Below are 17667 nucleotides of genomic sequence, written 5' to 3'. Positions count from 1 at the left end.
TTACTCATCAAATTTCGCACCTGCTGACGGGACAATTTGCAATGCAAATCAACCACGCGCTTTTTGATTGTCTGGTTCAAGGTTGGATGCAGGCACTACACCGCGCCAAGCCTCTAGGTCTTTCCCGGTGAGTGGGTTACCTCCCACGCTCGCTAGAATTTCTGCAGGCCATTTTGGTTTGTCTTTGATGTGAAAGCACAACCAACCCACTAGTCCAAACGGAACGGTGAACCATACAAAGCACGCCGTAAATAATTGCGCCAACACCATGCCAACACTCGGCGCATGTCGTCCCGGACCAATGAGCGGTTGGCCCCAGCACAATGCGCCCCACAATGACTGTGTAGCCGGTGGCACATACGGGCCATCATCTTGCACAAACAATGGCCCTTCATGTTCCATGAAGCGGCGCACATGTTCCCAACGGTCTAGCAGTAACTGCACCGCCAGCGCATTGGTGCTGCCGCCCACTTCGAACTGGGCTACCACCGTAGGATCTTGAGGGCTTTGCACCACCACACAAGAAAGCGAAGCGAGTTCTTGCGCAGTGTTGCCCGTGAACACGCGAGAGCGCGTCACTTGGCCTCGTAGGCAAGACCAGTCGTAGGTCTGGACTTCATTCTTGCCACCACCCCATAGCGGTAGCCACTGAAACAGCAGCGTTTGATCAAAGAACACATGTACTTTGCCTGCGGCACGGTCAAAGAGTACAGGGGCGTAGCGGTAGCCGGTGATGTCCCAGCGGAGAAGGAACCAGACCATTAACACACAGAATACAAACAAACAAAACGACAATCCAAATGCGAAAATGCTGCCCAAACCACCCTGGTCAATCTGGCTAAATAACCACGGGAACCCTTGTATACCCACTAGAAGAATTGGTAAGCCCATAAATAACGCACCAAACGCCGCCATTCCTAGCCCACCCGCAATCTGATCGGCGTAAGCCAAACCATGCGGATAGGCTTCCATGACCAAGCCGCCTGTATGGGGTGCGCGACTCACGCTCAAACTATGAGGCGGCAGTAACACTGCATCGCTTCCCAAGCCTTTAAAAGCAGGATCATTTTGTAGAGCAAAAAATGCGTCACTGGCGGCTTGCCCCGTCCAGTCATACAACACAAAGTCACTTTTACGGGCGGCTGCCCCATGTGGCTCGAACGAACCATAGGGTTTACCTTGCGCACCTTCTTGTTGCGCACGCCGGGCAATGCTTACGGCTTTACGGTCACCCTTGCTCATCATCTTTACTCATAAAAATAGTTAGGGCCTGTTCACATTCAATCTGTGAGATGCGTTGCCTGCCGTTGTTGCAGCTCCTTGCCGTGGCACCACCACGGCGCGTCGCTGCGCCTAGGCAGACAACGCTTGGCGACCTCTCGCACTCACAGATTGAATGTGAACAGGCCCTAGTATCGGGTCAGCCGCGCTTGACTTCCAAGGTATCTTGCGCGATGGGCACCCGAGTACGAAGGTCATATATCGTATAGGCAAACCGCACAGACTCTGAGGCTTTCCATGACGGCGCAGCTAGCGGAAGCTTGAGGCTGAACACGTAGTCTCCACTGTCTTCATCTAGCGTCATAGGGGCTGCGTCATCTTTTTGTGGGGGTACGCTGGCGGGAGAAGGTATCAGCTTGTAGGCCACGCGATGGTTTTCGTCACCCGAACTGGCTTCGATGCGAGCCTCCAGCATGTTGGCGCTGACATAGTTGGTGTGCCATGTGAGCGTGGCTTTGACCCCGACGGAAAGAGCATTGAAACCATTGACCTCAGCAGCCAGCCCACGCTGTGCCCAGCGAATCATGGCTTCGGCATCGTTCTTGTTTTGTGGCTCTTCGGAGGCTGCGAACTTGCCTTCACTGCGTTCTCCATTGCCCCAGTAGCTGCGCTTGAGGAAAACTTCATTAAGATCATCTTCCAGACTCTCTGCATACAACATGCCTGCAAAACCCAGCGCCCCCACAACAATGCCAATGCCTGTGAGCGATGCGCCCAGCAGTTCAGCCGCTGCCGCACCACCAAGGCGGGTAACGATGAGCCGTGAAACAGCAAAGCGGGCTACTGTAGCGTTGGCAAAGGAAATAGTGGTGCCACCAAGTAGCGTTAATGAAGAAGCTCCAAATAACCACCCCGTTACAGAATAGACTGTGGCTGCTGCCGCGTCCCCCCTTTTAGAACGAGAACGGAATTTCGCAAACGCAGCAATAGCATCAAACCCCGAACTCGCAGCCCCAGCAACCCCCGCCACCAACCGCAAGGACGCTGCCGCCGCAATACGGCTAGCCAACACCAGCTTGCTACCAGAGGCCTTGATTTCAAACACCGCAGCCGCCAGCCCAAACCCACCCTCGAACAAGCCCGCGCTACTGCCCATCACGGACATCCAGGTATCGGCATAGGCATAGCCTTCTTCGTCCTGGAGTTTGCTCAATGCACTGAGCAATGCCCGGCACTGAAAGAACCCCACGATCGCCACCACACCACCCTGGCGTGACCAGAAGGCTTTCTTGCTGGCCAGGGCAAAACTGGCTTGCTCCTGCACCAGATGCAGTGCCGTGGACTTGGGCAGCTTGAAGCTGCGCGATAGTTTGCCCAAGGTGCCTTCGGCCACCACGTCCACCAACTCCTCGCCTTGACGGATGGCTTGGCGGGTGAGTTCAGCCAGTTTGGCCTCGGTCAATATCACCGGCTGAAACTCCGCAAGCTGGAGCGCGGACGTGTCGTGGGCACTGAGCTTGCGCAGTCGGTTGCGGCTTTGGCGGCGGGTCTGACGGTTGGTGCCGCTTTTGGTCTCCAAGGTGGTTTCGAAGCTTCTGGGGCGAATGCCTTCTGCCGCCGCATCAAGCGTCTGCCCTGTCGGCAGTTTGACAGCGATGGTGACATACCGCTCTGCGCTGGGGTTGAGCATGATGTTCATGATGGCCGCCGTGCGGATATGCACCGCAAATGCCTGCATGACTTTTTCCGGCGTTGCCAGGGCGGCCCCTAGTTGCTTGGCCCGTTGCGGGTCCAGCATGACGGCCTGCAACTGTGCGGCTTGCTGCTGCACCTGGAGCAGGCTATGAATATGCGCTTCATGCTTTTCGTGTCGGGCGTGCAGGGCTTCTTTCACGACTTCGGGCAACTCCCCGATCAGTCCATTGATCTTTTCTGCCGTGTCCTTGTGCTTGCCCGGGTCGCTCTTGATGGCACTGAACAGCCCCCACGGCTCCAGCATGGCTTTATCGATCCATGTGGCCGGTGCCTCAGGGTCTTTGCCATAGGCTTTGGCTAGCTCTTTTACGGTGATGGGCGTGATGGCGCCGCCGCCCCATATCTTTTCCTGTGCGCCCAGGTGGTCGAGGTACTCCTCGACCTGCTGCCGCGCTGTGCCGTGGGCAGCCTGGGGCTTGATGAGCGATAACTGCTGATTGAAGTCGTGACGCACGGTGACGGCCAAGGGAGCAGCGGTCAACCACTGCACGTAGTCGCTGTCAAACTTGGCGATATGGGCTTGCCATTGCTCCAGACCCGCCTTGAATTCGTCACGGAATTGATTCAGTTCAGCCATGCGCAGCTTGCCGTGATAGCGGTCAATGCGTGCTTGGCTGTTGGATCTGGCAATCCCTTCCAAACCTTGTTGCACTCGTGCTTCCGGCAGCGTGACCCGGTATGTCACGGGATTGCTGCCGTTGGCCGTGATGGTGGTGCCTGCCGGGTAATACGGTTTTCCGGTTGAACGCTCCTGGGCACGCATCTGTTGCAACTCTTCTTCGGTCATCGTCAGATGTTCCCGATAGACACCGGCGTTGAGCAGGTCTTTCTGGTAACTGAGCTTTGCTGAAAAAACCCAGTGCTCGATCATTTCGACATGCAAGGCGGAACGCAACTTCCAGCTTCGCAAGGCATCATGGTCTTTTCCATGGGGATTGGGCGCACCGGCCACCCACGCCTTTTGCGCCTCCACGGCACACAGGCGCAGGTGGTTCAACTGCTCGATCACGCCCACGTCATCCGGCAACATGAGCAAGAGCGATTTGTTGACGTACAGGGTCGGGTGATCGACTTTTTCAGCGGCACGCACGGCGTTTTCAAGGGCTTGCGCTTGTCCGAAGCGGGCGCTGTCGAGCGGGCGCAAGACAAGCTCAAACGCCTTTTTATACGCAGGGCTGGCCTCCTTCACAAAGTCTGCGACGTTGTGCTGCAGCGACGCCGCATTGAGCGGCAGGCATCCGGTCTTGGGAAACTCGCCTTGCATGACGTTTTTTTGAGGATGCAGTTCACGTCCGCGCAAGTCCCTGAGCTTCTTTTTGCCTGCCGGCTTGCCATCGGGGCCGGGCACATCCACCAAGGGATTCTCTGCATACTGCTGAAGCACCGTGGGCGACCACATGCGCGGCGTATAGGCCAGCCACACGGTGGCGATGTTCTTGGCGCCAGCGATACTGATGAGGTGCGCCGGCAAATTGGCGCCGCCACGCGAGCATTGTTTGGGTTCTGAAGCATTGACAAAACCGTCTTGCAGTTTGGCGTACTGCTTTACACTGACCTGATGCATGATTTTGCGGGTCAGTCCGTTGGCCATCACTTGCCAGACATCCCAGCGCTCATTGTGCGCAAAGTACAGTTTGATGTAGCCGGCGCGTGCAATGCGGGCGACGGGCACGGTAGCTTCGCGTTTGATGCTGGCGAACTCTGCATCAAAGCTCGATGCCCAAGCGTAGCCCGCATCACGCAAGGCTTGTGCATGCGCTTGCGCAACCACCGAGGGCGTGACCACCAGGATTTGCAGGTCCGCACGATGGCAGGCCTGGCACGCGGCCTTGGCGCTCAGTGGCGGCGTCCCGGCGATGGCGTTGATGGTGTGGTTGGTAACTTGCTGCTGATATTCTGCCGCTGCTTCATCAAGCATGTTGTTCTTCCTGAAATCATGTTGTTATCCCTCCCAACCCGATTTAGTTTTCTTGCTGCTGCAGCGCGCGCTTTGCCCAATAACGGTCCAATAAGGCAGGCAGGCTCTGGCTGAGCTTGTCACCCTGCTGCACCGCGTTCTTTACTGCTGCAATCAACTCGGCATCCTCTGCAAAGCCACTGGGCATCTGCATGGCGGTAATGGCATAGACCGCGATGTCTTCACCATCGAGTCCAATCTGTCGTGCGCAGTGCGCCCATTGGTGTAGCTGCTCCTGGGCGTCCGGCTGGAGGGGGCGGGCAGTGTCGTGGCATAGATTTTTCCACTGCTGGAGCAGTTGCTGCACCAGTGGCACGTTCTCAAGTTGCAGCCACTGCATGGTGTCCAGTCGCACAGCGGAGGGCGGCAATGGACCCAATGCAGCTTCATGCTCAGAGGCATATGTCTTGAGTCTGCCGTTACCATCATGGGCGATCCACACGCCCTGTCCCAGCAGGTTCTGTTTCTGGGTGGCGGTGAGCGTAGGCCAGAGCACCTCCAGATAATCGGGGTTATACCAACGCACCCAGGATCTGCGCCGGTGGATGTCCATGCCGCTGGAGGAGGTACTGATGCGTACACTGATCTGTGCGGCCGTTTCGGTGCTGACTATCCAGCCACATACCGTCCGTTCAACCTGTCCGGGTTCATCATTGGTCTGCAGTATGTTGACCCGCTGGCCGAGCAGGGTTTCTGCATACGACTGCGAAATACTGCTCTCCATCAAGGGGTCGTCCAGGCCCACATCGGTGTCCAGCATATAGGCCGCAACTCGGCGGCAATCCAGCGTGATGAGGCGTGGACATGCGTCTTTAGGCCAGCCGGTCACATTGAGGGTAGCCGGCCTGATCAATGCAGCTTCACGCTTGCTGTCACCCAGCAATTCAAGGGGATCCGCCAGCTCGGGGGCATAGACCAAATGAATGTAAGACCGTGGCTGTTGCCGCTTGACCGCGGCAATGACCTCCAGTATGGCGTGACGAAAGTGTGACAACCCTTGCTGTGCGGGATTCATGAGCATTCGTTAAAAGTCCGAAAACATCGATAGGCAGGTTTTTTGATCTATTGTTTGCAACACAAAATTGTGGTGGCTCACCAGATATTTCTGAATGCAAGCGACAGTCAATCCGCTTGCTTGAAACGCCCACTACAGATTGCATCAAGCGTAACTGCAATGTCGGGACATAGGACTGTTCTTCTCCTGTTCAGTTCATCGGCTCTTCGCATTTCTGAAAGGGAGCGGCTCGCACCGCAGCGCGCCGAATGAGAATGAAAAGGCGTAAAAAAACCGGTCCGTGCATCACACGGACCGGCCTTCACACAAGGATATGAATGATTCTATTTATTTATAGCCAACCCGATCCAGCATCTGCAACACCTTCTGCTGGTTGGCTCCCACCGCGCCCACATTGATGACTTCGGCCTTGAACGGCCCCATCTTCACCAGTGCCGGGTTCTCGGTCTTCACGCTCTTGACGGCAGGCCATTCGTTATTGCCTTCAGCGAAGTAACGCTGGGCCGAATCGCTGGCCAGGTATTCCAGGAACTGCACGGCTTCGGCCTTGTGCGGCGCGTTCTTGGCCACACCGCCACCGGCGATGTTGACGTGCGCACCGTAGCTCTTCTGGTTGGGCCAGACGATGCCGACCTTTTCCATCAGCGCCACGTCTTCCGGCTTGGTCGAACGCAGCAGGCGCGCCACATAGTAGGAGTTGGAAATGGCCACGCCGCACTCACCCGAACCGACCGCCTTGATCTGGTCAGTATCGCCACCGACCGGCTGGCGCGCCTGATTGGCGACCATGCCCTTCAACACGGCTTCGGTCTTGGCCGCGCCGTCATGCTCCAGCAGCGCGCCGAACAGCGACACGTTGTAGGGGTGCGAACCACTGCGGGTGCACAGCTTGCCCTTGTTCTTCGGGTCGCCCAGGGCTTCATAGGTATCGACGTCTTCCGGCTTGACGCTGGCCTTGTTGTAGACGATCACGCGGGCGCGGGTGGAGAAGCCGAACCACTGCGTACCCTCGCTGCCTTCCTTGCTGTGCAGGTTGGCGGGAATGCGCTCGTCGAGCAGCTTGGACTTGACCGGCTGGAACAGCCCTTCGCTCTGCGCCTTCCACAGACGGGCCGCATCCACCAGCAGGATCACGTCGGCCGGGCTGGAGGCACCTTCGCTCTTCAGGCGCGCCAGGATACCGGCATCGTCGCCATCGACACGGTTGATCTTGATGCCGGTGGCCTTGGTGAAATCGGCGTAGAGGGCTTCATCAGTCTGGTAGTGGCGCGCCGAATAGAGATTGATGACCTTCTCCTGCGCGAAGCTGGAAGCGGCAATGGCAGCCAGCACGGCGCCGACGGCGAGTTGACGGTGGAACATGGACCATCCTTTTCAAAAAGAGTGAACGACCGCCGTCATTGAAACGGCGTTTTCTTTTGGCGCGGAAGGCGGTCCGGGAAGGTGGGACTGGGCTGTCGCAGTGGGCAATCTCGGGATCGCCTCGTTGTGGACTCAAGGCGTAATGCCTGAGCGGTTCATGGACCGCTGACGACTATATCACAAACAAGAAGCATTATCATCTGCGCAAATCCATCCGGCGCAGCACGATACAAAACGCCCTTGCCGGCAGCCGCGCGGCAAGGGCGTGTTGGAGGCGATATGAAGCAATCAGATGAGCTTGACCGCAAAGTCCACACCGATGCCGGCCCACCATTCCTGCTCCTTCTGGAACCAGAAGGAAATGCTCGGATGTTCCCTGATGTAGTCGCGGCGGATCTCCAGGTCGATACGGCTCTTGAGCTTGACCCGCACCTTCTCCAGATCCAGCGTGATGTGTGCATGGCGGAACATCACCGCCAGCCGCAAGGCCAGCACCGCCTTGGCGAAATCGACATCGGCCAGCATCTCGCTGATCTTCTTGAGGTTGCCCTTCTGCCCGAGGATCAAGGTACTCATCAGACGCTGTTCGCGCGTGGTGAAACCGGGCAAGTCGGCATTGGCGATCATGTAGGCCGAATGCTTGTGGTAACCGGTGGGCGAAACGACCAGCCCGGTCTCGTGCAGCAGTGCGCTCCAGTAGAGATAGCGCGCGTAGGAATCGGTAGCGGGCTTGAGCAGTTGGAAGAAACCCAGCGCGGTATCGGCCACACCATGCGCACGGGCGGCATCGACGTGAAAGCGGCGGGCGAACTCTTCCACCGAACGGTCACGACGGTCGGCCTTGGTGGCGCGCAATTGCAGGTCCCACATCACGCCCATGCGCAGGCCGGCTTCCACCGGCGTGATCAGCGCAATGCCGAACTCCTGCATGAAACCGATCAGCACCGCCAGCCCGCCCATGATCACGCCGGCGCGATCAGCCTTCATGCCATCGAGCGCGATCTGGCTGACGTGGCCGAAATCGATCAGGCGCTGCATCAGGTCGGCCAGGCTGGGCAGCGTGATACGGCCATCACCCATGTTGTTGCGACGGATGGTATCGGCGATGGCGCGCATGGTGCCGGAAGATCCGTAGACGTTGACACTGGTCGCATCAAAGCTGAAGAGATGCACCGCATCTTCCACATGCGAACGCGCCGAAATGATGGCGCGCTCGAAAGCGGCCGCCGTAATGGCGCCGTCGGGGAAGAAGGCCAGGCTCTGGTTGACGGTGCCGATGCCGAAGGATTCGACGTGACGGATATGTTCGCCCAGACCACGGATGACTTCAGTGGAACCGCCGCCAATGTCGATGACCATGCGTTCCTCGCCGCCATCGGCCAGCACCCCGGCCACGCCCATGTAGATGAGGCGCCCTTCTTCCTCACCGGAAATGATCTCGACCGGATAACCGATGGCGCGCTCCAGTTCGGGCAACAGTTCGGTGGCATTCCTGGCTACGCGCAAGGTATTGGTGGCCACTACCCGTACGGCCGTGAGCGGATAGTCGCGCAGAATGGAGCGGAAACGGGTGAGCGAATCAATGGCACTCTGGCAGGCCTGCGGCGTCAGATTGCCGGTCTTGTCGATGCCCGCCGCCAGGCGGATGGGGTCACGGGCGCTCTTGATGACGCGTATGCCGTCGTCCTCGTACTTGCCGATATGCAAGCGAAAACTGTTGGAACCGAGATCTACCGCAGCAAACATTCATTTCCTTTCGCAAGGGCTGTACGCCGAACGGCACACAGCAATTGCTAAATAATTTAAACCGCATCCTGTCTCCCAGCCGACAAGATAATGGGCGCGCATTACACTTTGATGACAGCCTGCACCCTGTAAAATGGCGGGTCGGCGAAGTCGTGCTGCGTTGCAAATATTATTTTATACAATTTATCCCATTTCCCTTCCATGCCCGGCATTCTTTACCTGGTTCCCAACACGCTGGGAAGTACCGAACTCCTCACCGACGCTGGCGCCATGCACCCGCTGGAAGCCATCATCCCGCGCCAGGTGCAGGCCATCGCGGCGCGCCTGGATTATTTCGTGGCCGAAAACGCCAAGACCACGCGCGCCTTCCTCAAACTATTGGGGAGCAATACCCCGCTGGCCCAGCCCATCCAGGCAATCCAGATCAGCGAGCTCAACGTCAACACGCCCCCTGCCGCCCTGCCCGCCCTGCTGGCACCGCTACTGGCGGGCCGTGACGGCGGCCTGATCTCGGAAGCGGGCGTGCCGGCCGTGGCTGACCCCGGCGCCAACCTGGTGCGACTGGCGCATCAGCATGGCATCCAGGTGCGACCGCTGGTCGGTCCGTCTTCGCTCTTGCTGGCGGTGATGGCCAGCGGATTGAATGGCCAGAGCTTCGCCTTCAACGGCTATCTGCCCACCGATGCCGCAGCACGCACCAAGCGCATCGGCCAGCTGGAAGACCGTTCCCGCAAGGAGAAGCAGACCCAGCTGCTGATCGAAACGCCCTATCGCAACGGCGCCATGCTGGAGGCACTGGCGCAGTCCTGCCAGCCGGGCACGCTGATCTGCGTGGCCACCGATCTGTCGCTGCCTACCGAAGCGGTGCGCACGCAGACCGCCGCGCAATGGAAGGCGGCGCTGGCGGCGAACAAGGCACCGGACTTCCACAAGAAGCCCACGGTATTCCTGCTGCTGGCCGAATAAGCCCTCGCCCCGCCACAAAGACAAAGGCCGATTGCGTCAGCAACCGGCCTTTGTCATGGGGGCTGCGCAATGGCTTATCGCAAATGCGACAGCGGTGCCGACATCAGTGTCTTGGCAAACCCGGCACCGAAGGCCACGCCGAACTTCTTCAACACGCGTTCGGAGAGGTTCTCGGTCTGGGTGTAGTCCACCACGTCCTCGGCCTTGATGACGTCACGCGCCACGCTGTCGACCGTGCCATAGCCATCGGCCAGACCCAGCTCGACTGCCTTGGCACCGGTCCAGACCAGACCGGAGAAGGTGTCCGGGGTTTCCTTGAGGCGCGTGCCACGCCCCTGGCGCACCACGTCGATGAACTGCTGGTGGATCTCCTGCAGCATCGACAGCGCATAGTCACGCTGCTTCGGGCTTTGCGGGCTGAAGGGATCGAGGAAGCTCTTGTTCTCGCCCGCCGTGAGCAGGCGACGTTCCACGCCCAGCTTGTCCATCAGCCCGGTGAAGCCGAAACCGTCCATCAACACGCCCACCGAACCGATCAGGCTGGCCTTGTTGACGAAGATCTTGTCGGCGGCCACGGCGATGTAATAGCCACCGGAGGCGCACAGCTCCTCGACCACCACGTAGATCGGCTTCTTGGGGTACTCCTTGCGCAGGCGGGTGATCTCGTCGTTGATCATGCCGGCCTGCACGGGGCTGCCACCGGGGCTGTTGATCTTCAGGATCACGCCCACCGAATCGCTGGCGGCGAAGGCCTTGTCCAGCGCCGGAATGACCACCGCCGCCGAACCCTGTCCTTCGGACTCGATGGTGCCGCGGATTTCCACCAGCGCAGTATGCGGACCCAGCGGCTCGCTCTCGATCTTGTTGTAGGTAAAGGCCATCCAGCCGCCCAGCACGATCACCGCCAGGATGGCGATGCGGAAGAAAATGCCCCAGCGGCGGCGGGCGCGCTGTTCCTTGACGGCGAACAGGGCCAGCTTTTCCAGGACATCACGTTCCCAGCCGCTCTTCTTGTCCTCGCGCACGCTGGCGGGAATGGAGGAAGACGGCGACGGGGAAGACTGGGGAGGACGGTCTTGCGGGTTGTCAGATTGGTTGTTGCTCATAGGCTCACTCTAGGCAGCGCAGCCGCGCTGCACTGGTTTTCCGCGAAGCTCATGCCTCGACGGGCTGGACGATGTCATCCGGACGCCAGAACACCTGGCCGTCCCGTTCCACCGCCATGATCTTACGCAAATGCGCGCCGGTACAAGGTCCGCCTTCGCATTTTCCGGTATCGGGCGCATAAACCGCGCCATGTGTTGCGCACATGAGATACAGGCCGCTGGATTCGAAGAATTCGCCCTCGGCCCAGTCCAGTTCGATGGGTACATGCGCACAGCGATTCAAATAGCCATAGACCACTCCGCCGTAACGCACCACGAAGCCGGTGGTCTCGTCCCCATGCAGCTGCACCGGGAAACGCTTGCCCAAACCGCCCTCCTGAAGGGCGCTGGAGGGGCAGATGAAGATTTCTTCTGGTGTCGTCACGGCCATGCGCCTCAGGCGTGCTCATTGAGCCACTGATGCAGCTCGCGGATGGAAGGGGCTGAATAAAGTGGCGACAACGCCTGCAACTGCTGCGGCGGATGCGCGCCAAACTCCACCGCCACGCCCCTGGCACCGGCATTGATGGCCATCTGCAGGTCATGGGTGGTGTCACCGATCATCAGGGTGCGGTGCATGTCCTGGCCCAGTTCGCGGGTCAGTTCCTGCAACATGGCCGGATGCGGCTTGGAGAAGGTCTCATCGGCGCAGCGGGTGGCGTCGAACTTGGAGAGCAGGCCGGTGGTATTCATGGCCCGGTTCAGCCCGACGCGGCTCTTGCCGGTGGCCACCGCCAGGAAGTAGCCCTGCTGTGACAGGTCGGCCAGCATCTCCGGCACGCCCTCGAAGAGCGTCAGATCCTTGTCCTGGCCAAGATAATGATGGCGATAACGCTCCACGATGCGCGGATAGTACTTCGGATCCACATCCGGAATGGCCGCCTGCATCGCATCCTGCAAGCCCAGGCCGATCACGTAGGAGGCCGCGCTCTTGTCGGGAATGGGCAGACCCAGGTCGCGCGCAGCCGCCTGGATGCAGCGCACGATGGTGGAGGTGCTGTCCATCAGGGTGCCGTCCCAGTCGAAGACGATCAGGTCGAATTGCTTTCTTGCCATGTGTCGAGTTCTTTCTGCTGGCATGTCCTGGCGCTGCTTGCCGGATCGGCAATTGGCAGAGGGACATGCGATTGTGTCAATGCCGGGCAGAAAGTATCACATCCCGGACCGCTGCGTGCACCCCTTCACTGTTCTGTCCCGGCCAGCATGTTGTGGGGCAGCAGATCGCCCTCGGCACCGCCTTCGAGGCTGCGCAGGAAACGCGCGCATTCTTCGGGCAGCCCAGCCTTGAGAGTGACGGTCTCGCCGCTTTCCGGATGGCGGAAGCTGATGCGCCAGGCGTGCAGGAACATGCGCTTGAAGGCCACGCGGCTGCCCTCGGCCTTTTGCAGCGACTTGTTGAGGGTGAAGTCCCCGTACTTGTCGTCGCCCACGATGGGAAAACCGCTGGAAGAGAGGTGCACCCGGATCTGATGGGTGCGACCGGTCTTCAGTTCAGCTTCCAGCAGGGCAAATTCACCGAAGCGGCGCAACAGCGAAAAGATCGTGTGCGAAGGCTGGCCGTCGGCCTGCACCCGCACGCGGCGCTCGCCATCGGGCGTGCTGTACTTGAACAGCGGCAACTTCACGTGCTGGCGCGCGTTCTTCCAGTCCCCCTGCACCAGCGTGAAATAACGCTTGTCGGTGGTGCCTTCGCGCATCTGGTCGTGCAGGTTGGTCAGGGCCGAACGCTTCTTGGCGATCAGCAGCACGCCCGAGGTATCGCGGTCCAGGCGGTGCACCAGCTCGAGGAACTTGGCCTGGGGGCGCGCCGCGCGCAACTGCTCGATCACGCCATAGCTCACGCCGGAGCCGCCGTGCACGGCCACCCCGGCCGGCTTGTCGATGACCAGCATGTGGCTGTCTTCCAGCAGGATGCGGAATTCGGCACCGGGCACGATCTGCTCTTGCTTTTCTGCAACTCGTATTGGCGGCACGCGCACCACGTCGCCTTCGGCCAGGCGGTAGGTCTGGTCGATGCGGCCCTTGTTGACGCGCACCTCGCCCGAACGCAGGACACGGTAGATATGGCTCTTGGGAACGCCCTTGCAGATGCGCAGCAGGAAATTGTCGATCCGCTGCCCCGCTTCCTCGTCGGAAATGGTCAGCAACTGCACCTGGGGAAGGTTCTGCGAGGCTGCTTCGCTCCGGGAGGCGGGCGCGGCTGCGGCGCTTTCAGAAGCCCCCCTAGAAAATCTCGCTAAGTCCTTCATTTTGAATATATAATCGATTGACGCCGATCAAAAAACGGCGTCAGTAGAATAAAAAAGGAACATTCTACACAAGAGGAGTCTTCGTCAGCCTCGCTCATTTGCAAAATAGACGAAGGGGGCCCCGAAAACCACGACGCGCGGCATCGCAGACGCAATAAAAGCGCTGCAACGGTTGACAATACAGCCGATCATGTCGCTTGCCTGGTCCACGTAAAGGCCTCGAAACGAGTACGCACCTTCCTTGCGCGATTCCAGTTTGCACCGCAGTTGCAATCGGACAGCGCGCCTGGAAGTGGAACAGAATTGTTTGGATCATCAGGATAAAAGTCTGGCAAGACTCGCATCCGGTGTTCCGGTTCAGGTCCGCAGCGCACAGCCCCCGGCAATATGCTGCAACATGCAGCATCATGCAGCGCAACCGGTGGCAGGCTCATCCGCCCGCCCCTCTTGCAGCGCATTGCCCGGGCCCTGCCGCAGTCCTGACCGAAGCACCGCGAGGCTTGCCGGTTGATGCAGCAGAACCCGATCGCCGTCGCCAACCCATCACCATGTTACGTTTGGCTCCACAGACCAGCTTACCGTCCGCAGTTGCCTGCGCGACCGCCTATGGCGGAGCGCGCGGCGCGGATACGGTGCTGCCCGGCGTTCCCGTCTGCCGCATCCGCGCCCCCTTGTGCTGGAGCGCCCGCTAAGGCGCACTGACACAATCAAGGCAATTGCCTCCCCAATCACTTCGTTCTCGCGTACATCCCCTGTACTTTTGGCCCGCTACCACATACGGACGGGCCATTTGAAGGATCTTCGGATCCCGGAGTGAAAACATGAAACGTATGTTGTTCAACGCCACGCAGCAGGAAGAACTGCGCGTAGCGATCGTTGACGGTCAGAAGCTGATCGACATCGACATCGAAACCACCGGACGCGAGCAGCGCAAGTCCAACATCTACAAGGGCGTCATCACCCGCATCGAGCCCTCGCTGGAAGCCTGCTTCGTCAACTACGGCGAAGAACGCCACGGCTTCCTGCCCTTCAAGGAAGTGGCCCGTTCCTACTTCAAGGAAGGCATCGACGTCCGTAACGCCAGCATCAAGGAAGCGCTGCGCGAAGGCCAGGAAATCATCGTCCAGGTCGAGAAGGAAGAGCGCGGCAACAAGGGCGCGGCCCTCACCTCGTTCATCTCCCTGGCCGGCCGCTACCTGGTGCTCATGCCCAACAACCCGCGCGGTGGTGGCGTGTCGCGCCGTGTCGAAGGCGAAGACCGCCAGGAACTGCGCGAAACCATGGACAAGCTGGACCTGCCCAATGGCATGTCCGTCATCGCCCGCACCGCCGGCATCGGCCGCAACGTCGATGAACTGCAGTGGGACCTGAACTACCTGATGCAGCTCTGGCGCGCCATCGAAGGCGCCGGCCAGACCGCCTCGGGCGCCTTCCTGATCTACCAGGAATCCTCGCTGGTCATCCGCGCCATCCGCGACTACTTCCAGCCCGACATCGGCGAAATCCTCATCGACACCGACGACATCCACGACCAGGCCCAGCAGTTCATGGCCCACGTGATGCCGGACATGGTCCACCGCGTCAAGCGCTACCGCGACGACGTCCCCCTGTTCTCGCGCTTCCAGATCGAACACCAGATCGAGACCGCCTACTCGCGTACGGTCCCGCTGCCCTCGGGCGGCGCCATCGTGATCGACCACACCGAAGCCCTGGTGTCGGTGGACGTGAACTCGGCGCGCGCCACCCGTGGCAGCGACATCGAGACCACCGCCTTCAACACCAACCTCGAAGCCGCCGATGAAGTGGCCCGCCAGTTGCGCCTGCGCGACCTGGGCGGCCTGATCGTGATCGACTTCATCGATATGGAGAACTCCAAGAACCAGCGCGAGGTGGAAGGCCGTCTCAAGGACGCCCTGCACCACGACCGCGCCCGCGTTCAGATGGGCAAGATCTCCCGCTTTGGCCTGATGGAACTGTCGCGCCAGCGCCTGCGTCCGTCGCTCTCCGAAGGCAGCCACGTGACCTGCCCGCGTTGCAACGGCACCGGTCACATCCGCGATACCGAATCCTCGGCCCTGCAGGTGCTGCGCATCATCCAGGAAGAGGCCATGAAGGAAAATTCAGCTGCCATCCACGTGCAAGCGCCCGTGGACGTGGCCGCCTTCCTGCTCAATGAAAAACGGGGCGAAATCCTGAAGATCGAGACGCGCCATCGCGTCACCGTCATCATGATCCCCAACAAGCACCTGGAAACTCCGCACTACAAGATGGAACGGATCAAGCACGACGATCCGCGCCTGGACGACGCCCAAGCCAGCTATACCATGGCCGAGCAAGCCGATACCGACATCGGCTACAGCCAGCGCCAGAAGGAAGAAGTGCGTCCGCGCCAGGAAGCCGTGGTCAAGGGCATCACCCCCGACCAGCCGGCCCCCATCGTCGAGCGCAAGGCCCCGGAACCGGTGGCCGCTGTCGTACCGCCGCCGACCCTGGCACCGGAGTCCGGTCTGCTGGGCAAGATCTTTGCCTTCTTCCGCAAGAAGCCGGTTGCACCGGTGGAAGCACCTGCTGCCGTCGAAGCCAAGACCCCGGCCAAGCGTGAGGGTGAGCGCAATGGCCGCGGTGGTGATCGCAATGGCCGCAACCGCAACCGTGGTGAACGCGGTGAACGTGGCGAGCGCGTTGAACGTGGCGAGCGTGGCGAACGCAACGCAGAACAGCGCGCAACACGTGGCCCGGCCGCCGTCGAACTGAAGGCCGGCGAAACTGCCGAAGCCAAGCAGGCCCGTCCGCCGCGTGGTCCGCGCGAACCGAGGGAAGGCCGCGAGCCGCGTGAAGCCCGCGAAGGCCGTGAGCCGCGCGAGGCCCGCGAAGGCCAGGAACCGAAGGAAGCCCGTCGCAACGAAGCGCGTGAAGGCCGCGAGCCGCGTGAAGGCCGTGAACCGCGTGCCCCGCGTGAACCGCGCGCACCGCGCGGTGAACGCAAGGACCCCAAGGCCGAGGAAGGTCTGCCGCTGGAAGCCGCGCTGGCTGCCGGCGCAGCCACCACCGCAGGCGTGGCCGTGGCCCTGTCCGGTGACGAGCAGGCTGCCCAGGTGGATGCCGCACAAGTCGAAGGATCCGAAGGCGCTGAAGGCGTCGAGGGTACGCAAGCCGCTGAAGGCGCTACCGAGCCGCGTCGTCGTCGCCGTCGTGGTGGCCGCAACCGTCATCGTCGCGAACGCGATGAAAACGGCAACGTCATCGACAATGGCGAAGGTGAAGCCAATGAGACCGCCGAAGGCGTCGAAGCTGTCGAAGGCGTCGACACGGCGGTCGTGGCCAGTGCCGCCGCCGTCAGCATGAACGTCGAGACCGTCGCTGCCGACACCCCGGCGACACCGGTGGAAGTCGCCCAGGCGGCAGTGGCGCAAGCCTCCTTCGCCGCCTCGCCAGTGCCGGAACAAGCCCAACCCGAAGTGGCTGCCCAGGTCGAAAGCGGTGTGAATTCCGTGGAAGCCGTGGCCGCTGCCGCTGCCGAAGCGACCCAGGCCGTGTTCGCGAACCAGCCGGTCATCGAACCGGCAGCACCGTCCATCGATGCCAGCTTCGCCCCGGCCCCGGCCTTCGAGCCGGTCCAGGCCCCCGTTGCTGCTCCGGCCGCATCGGAAGCCCCGGTCGAGGTGGTGCAAGCCGCTCCGGCTGCTCCGGCAGCTCCTGCGGTGCCGCAACAGATCAGCCTGCTCGATAGCGTCGAGGCCGTGGAAGCCAGCCCGGCGCCAGCGGTCATCGAACCGGCACCGGTGGCAGCCCCCCCTGCTGCCGCGCCTGCCGCCCATGCCAGTTCCACCGGCAACGGCGCACAGTGGGACTCGCTGCAGCAGATGCTGTCGCAAGCCGGCCTGACCCTGGCCACGACCGATCCGGTCAAGCTGCGCGCCGCCCAGGAAGCCGCCGCCTCGTTCGTCCCGGCACCGCACGTGCCGCGCGAGCGCAAGCCGCTGCCGCCGCCATCGACCGAACCGTTGGTGCAGGTCGAAACCCGCCGCTGAGACAGGATGACAGGCGGTGTGCCGCAAGGCCCCGCCTGACACTGAAATAGCGGCAGTGAACAAGGGAGCTTCGGCTCCCTTTTTCATGTCTATTGCACCTGATGTGAAGCCTCAAGCACAAGGCCGCATCGGCAAACCAGAACCTATTTGCGAACAGTTGCCCGCTTCCGGCAACGATACAGTCAGCGCCCCCGAAATGGCCGCACAAGCCCGATGCCAG

At 60.7% G+C, this 17667-nt stretch carries 11 protein-coding genes; 2 read left to right on the top strand and 9 right to left on the bottom strand.

The window, feature by feature from the left end; all coding sequences use genetic code 11:
• Positions 1–48: 48 nt before the first annotated feature.
• From ACODSZ_RS10550 to ACODSZ_RS10530, 5 genes are all read right to left on the bottom strand, one after another.
• Positions 49–1242, bottom strand: a complete 1194-nt coding sequence (locus tag ACODSZ_RS10550; protein ID WP_488927552.1) for a DUF6708 domain-containing protein — start codon at positions 1240–1242, stop codon at positions 49–51.
• 178 nt (positions 1243–1420) lie between these two features.
• Entirely contained in the window at positions 1421–4894 is a 3474-nt protein-coding gene (locus tag ACODSZ_RS10545) for a T6SS effector BTH_I2691 family protein (protein ID WP_488927538.1), read from the bottom strand.
• 43 nt (positions 4895–4937) lie between these two features.
• A complete protein-coding gene (locus tag ACODSZ_RS10540) occupies positions 4938–5948 on the bottom strand; it encodes a hypothetical protein (RefSeq protein WP_488927537.1) in 1011 nt (336 codons plus the stop codon).
• 327 nt (positions 5949–6275) lie between these two features.
• The gene (locus ACODSZ_RS10535) at positions 6276–7310 is read right to left on the bottom strand and encodes a Fe(3+) ABC transporter substrate-binding protein (RefSeq protein ID WP_008327901.1); all 1035 of its coding nucleotides are present in this window, start codon (positions 7308–7310) and stop codon (positions 6276–6278) included.
• A 288-nt stretch (positions 7311–7598) separates the two neighbouring features.
• Positions 7599–9056, bottom strand: coding sequence for a Ppx/GppA phosphatase family protein (locus ACODSZ_RS10530; RefSeq protein WP_008327900.1), 1458 nt, complete (start codon positions 9054–9056; stop codon positions 7599–7601).
• A 201-nt stretch (positions 9057–9257) separates the two neighbouring features.
• On the opposite strand from ACODSZ_RS10530, the gene ACODSZ_RS10525 reads away from it, so the two are divergent.
• Positions 9258–10022: an SAM-dependent methyltransferase gene (locus ACODSZ_RS10525; RefSeq protein ID WP_175342380.1), complete on the top strand. Its 765-nt coding sequence runs from the start codon at positions 9258–9260 to the stop codon at positions 10020–10022.
• A gap of 74 nt (positions 10023–10096) precedes the next feature.
• Here ACODSZ_RS10525 and ACODSZ_RS10520 read toward each other — a convergent pair whose 3' ends face one another.
• From ACODSZ_RS10520 to rluC, 4 genes are all read right to left on the bottom strand, one after another.
• The gene (locus ACODSZ_RS10520; RefSeq protein WP_488927536.1) at positions 10097–11128 is read right to left on the bottom strand and encodes a S49 family peptidase; all 1032 of its coding nucleotides are present in this window, start codon (positions 11126–11128) and stop codon (positions 10097–10099) included.
• A 49-nt stretch (positions 11129–11177) separates the two neighbouring features.
• Complete coding sequence (locus ACODSZ_RS10515) at positions 11178–11558, bottom strand: Rieske (2Fe-2S) protein (RefSeq protein ID WP_008327897.1); 381 nt, start codon at positions 11556–11558, stop codon at positions 11178–11180.
• A 5-nt stretch (positions 11559–11563) separates the two neighbouring features.
• Positions 11564–12223 carry an HAD-IIIA family hydrolase gene (locus tag ACODSZ_RS10510; protein WP_008327891.1) on the bottom strand — a complete coding sequence of 220 codons (660 nt, stop codon included), beginning with the start codon at positions 12221–12223 and terminating at the stop codon, positions 11564–11566.
• 125 nt (positions 12224–12348) lie between these two features.
• A complete protein-coding gene (gene rluC, locus ACODSZ_RS10505; RefSeq protein WP_488927535.1) occupies positions 12349–13416 on the bottom strand; it encodes a 23S rRNA pseudouridine(955/2504/2580) synthase RluC in 1068 nt (355 codons plus the stop codon).
• An 821-nt stretch (positions 13417–14237) separates the two neighbouring features.
• On the opposite strand from rluC, the gene ACODSZ_RS10500 reads away from it, so the two are divergent.
• A complete protein-coding gene (locus tag ACODSZ_RS10500; RefSeq protein ID WP_488927534.1) occupies positions 14238–17447 on the top strand; it encodes an Rne/Rng family ribonuclease in 3210 nt (1069 codons plus the stop codon).
• Positions 17448–17667 lie beyond the last annotated feature (220 nt).

It is taken from the genome of Herbaspirillum sp. FG34, assembly GCF_057809315.1.
This window is presented reverse-complemented; position numbering and strand designations above follow the sequence as displayed.